This is a genomic window from Streptomyces sp. Ncost-T10-10d, from assembly GCF_900091955.1.
Lineage (GTDB): Bacteria > Actinomycetota > Actinomycetes > Streptomycetales > Streptomycetaceae > Streptomyces.
Genome location: NZ_FMDF01000011.1, coordinates 1 through 2,994, shown reverse-complemented (window position 1 = coordinate 2,994; position 2,994 = coordinate 1). Strand labels below are relative to the sequence as shown.

The 2,994-nt window shown below is 68.3% G+C and carries 4 protein-coding genes; 3 read left to right on the top strand and 1 reads right to left on the bottom strand.

What is annotated here, in order from left to right; translation table 11 throughout:
* The first annotated feature begins 33 nt into the window (after positions 1 to 33).
* Positions 34 to 579: a DoxX family protein gene (locus GA0115254_RS01005; protein WP_093893344.1), complete on the top strand. Its 546-nt coding sequence runs from the start codon at positions 34 to 36 to the stop codon at positions 577 to 579.
* Between the two features lie 74 nt (positions 580 to 653).
* On the opposite strand, the gene GA0115254_RS01000 is transcribed toward GA0115254_RS01005, so the two are convergent.
* Entirely contained in the window at positions 654 to 1,178 is a 525-nt protein-coding gene (locus GA0115254_RS01000; RefSeq protein WP_256102333.1) for a YfbM family protein, read from the bottom strand.
* A 152-nt stretch (positions 1,179 to 1,330) separates the two neighbouring features.
* Here GA0115254_RS01000 and GA0115254_RS00995 point away from each other — a divergent pair, with 152 nt between their 5' ends.
* Positions 1,331 to 1,618, top strand: a complete 288-nt coding sequence (locus GA0115254_RS00995; protein WP_093893342.1) for a hypothetical protein — start codon at positions 1,331 to 1,333, stop codon at positions 1,616 to 1,618.
* Between the two features lie 1,014 nt (positions 1,619 to 2,632).
* A complete protein-coding gene (locus GA0115254_RS00990; RefSeq protein ID WP_256102332.1) occupies positions 2,633 to 2,875 on the top strand; it encodes a hypothetical protein in 243 nt (80 codons plus the stop codon).
* The last annotated feature ends 119 nt before the right edge of the window (positions 2,876 to 2,994 follow it).

Sequence of the window (2,994 nt, the reverse complement as noted above, 5' to 3'; positions counted from 1 at the left end):
ACTTCTCGTTCTTCTCAGAAAGATCCGTTCAACATGGCTTCCACACTCACCCGTTCCCTCGATTCCCACTCCGGCGTCACCGAGGGCACCTCGCCGCACGCCTACGACGTCGGACTGCTGATCATCCGCGTTGCCCTCGGACTGACCGTCGCAGCCCACGGTGCGCAGAAGCTGTTCGGCTGGTTCGGCGGCGGAGGCCTCAAGGGCACTGGCCAGTTCTTCACGATGAGCGGCTACCCCTCGGGCGAGACGATGGCCGCCATCGCCGGACTGAGCGAGATCCTCGGCGGGCTCGGCCTGGTGCTCGGCCTGCTGACGCCGCTCGCTGGTGCCGCCGTCCTCGGCACTATGATCAACGCCATCGCCGTCAAGTGGGGCGGCGGCTTCTTCGCTCCGCAGGGCGTCGAGTACGAAGTCCTGCTGGCCGCCGGTGCCGCCGGACTCGCCCTCACCGGGCCGGGCAGGATCGCCATCGACCGATTCCTGCCCGGGCTGCGTGCACACCGGCTCGCTTACGGGGCCGCTGCCGTGGCACTTGCCGTGCTGCTCGCCGGCCTCGTTCTGCTCATCCGCAACTGAGCGCCGCCGCTGCCCGCAGCGCCTCCTTCAGTCGGAGCACCCAGGCGTAACGCGGGTACGGCAGACAGAGCGTGTCAGTCCCACCAGAGCACGACGAGATGCTGCCGTTGGGATGCACCACGGTAGAACTCGCGCATGGCGTCGAAGTGCCCAAGTAGGTACTTCTTCGGGCCACCGACGATCTTGTCTGCGCCGTTTCCGATCAAGGCGGCGGCCTCTGTCTCGTCTGTCGGCAGGGCGGTCAGGAGGGCCGGAAAGTCGATCTGCCCGAGCAGTTCCGCAACGCGAGCTGCTTGAGCCGCTGAGAGAGCCGTGGGGTCTGGCCCGAAGGGGCTGATGGCATGCGGATGCGTGTTGAGGAAGGCGAGGTCGATGGCAGTCTCGCCGTCGAGAGCCTGCCGGAAAGCATTCCGATGGACGTCATCGAGACCTCCCAGATCACAAACCCGTTCGATCAGGAACGGCGCCCAGTCCATGTCGAGGACGTCCGTCGACGGTGGATCCCAGAGAGGATCTCCGTCCGGCGATGCGTCGGCTGACTGGCGGCAGGAGGCGAGATACTCCGCCGGGACGCGGGCGAGCTGCTGAGTGACGGCCATGACGGCAGTATCCCGACAACGTCCACTGGCTTGCCGCATGCGCGCTCTTCGCGGCACAGGGTGCAGCGATCACCGTGCAACAGCAGCAGATCAACGCTCTCAAAGTAACGGCCAGGACACCTGGTCCTCGAGGTGAGGCAGGTCCCCAAGAGGTGCCCGGCCCCCGCGGTATCGCGGGCCCGGCAGGAAAGAACGGCAAGGACGGCAAGAGCGCTCAGCCCATCACGGTGCCCGCCACCAGCGGGCCCGCCGGCAATCGAACCACGCAGATGACTGTCCTCGAAGCGCGTGCGTACCGCACGGATCTGGCAGCCAGGGCATGGCCCGAATCGGATGATGCCGACCCGACCATGGACGGGCTCACGGACGCGTATTCGTCGTCCCAACGAGAGAACGCGTTCAAGGACTGCATGTCCGACAAGGGCCACCCACAGCCGTAGCCGACCTCATTCGTCTTCAGAGGTTCTGCCTCTGGAGGCGGTCTGGCATGGAGAGCACGGGGAAGCGAAGGGGCCCCTCACCATCGGCTGCCGTGCGGCCGTCGGAGAGGCGGCTGAACGCGCTGTGCCTCGACCCGTCTCTGACGGGCTGTGGGGGCCGTTCTCCTGCCGTTGCCGTGCCCATCCCTGCTGGTCGGCGAGGAGGCGGTGCGCGCCGACGTCCAGCAGTGCGCGCGGAACATGGGTACGTGCGTGCTTCGCGAGGTTCAGCAGGGCGCCGGCCGCGGCCTGTTCGGCCGTCATCACCTGCGTGTACGCGCCGATCAGGTTCTCGACCTGCCGCGGGTGCACGGAGTCGAAGCGCAGGTCTCCGGCAGCCGCTGCGGGTGGTGGTCGACGGAGTCGGTGACCAGAGCGCCCTGGGCCCGGCGCACGGCCGACGGGGCAGCCATGGCGAGCTGCCACTCCGATGCCGGCAGACGGTACAGCGCTGCCGCCAGCCGGCCTTCTCCCCGCGGCGTCGGCGATGATCGCGGTACGGGTCCGGGGCTCGCCGGGCCGCTCCTCCGGCTTCCAGTGCGCACCGAACAGCAACTGCCCCACCCGTACGACCACCGTGTGGGAGACGACCGCACCGGGGTGCGGCGTGACCTGGGGCAGCCGGACCACCTTGCCCTGGCGGACGATCTCGTAGCTCGGAGGAGGAAGCCGGGGATGGGCCCGGGGGTCCGCGAGGTCGACCACCCCGTGACACGCTGCTGCGGCCTGCTGCCACGCCTGCGCCGAGCCCCGCAATGCGCCTGCGGTCTCCTTCAAGGCCGAGGCGACAGCGAGCTTCTGAACCGTCGCGTTCTCACTCCCCTGAACATCACCGAGGTGACCTCGAACCCGCCACCGGCCGGACGACTCAGTGGACGCGGGTTCCTGGGCCGGCCCCTCCGCCCCTGGACCATGAGTGGCGCGATCCTGCCCGCCGGAGGGATGTGGGCCACCCCACGCGAGACCGCGCCCCTGGTGACCAAGCTCCTCGTCGAACGAAAGCTGGGCGAACCCGCACTGACTTGGCAGACGTCAGGGCGCCTGCGCTGGCACAACGGCGCTACCCGGGGCGCCTCCGTTTTCGCGGGTGCCTTGGATGACGGCACCTGGGTCATGGTCCACCGCCTCTCCGGCAGGCCAACACCGACCGAGAACACAGCCGTCCAAATCCTGAAGGATGCGACCGCCAAACCGTCGAACAAAGCGGACGGGGCATGAAAAGGCACAGGGCAGTGGTCACGAGGTACGACAAGCTCGCCGTCCGCTACGAGGCGACGGTGCCGGTCGCAGCCGTGAACGAGCGGCCGTGACCGGCACCGTCGCAACGGCCCTCAGAC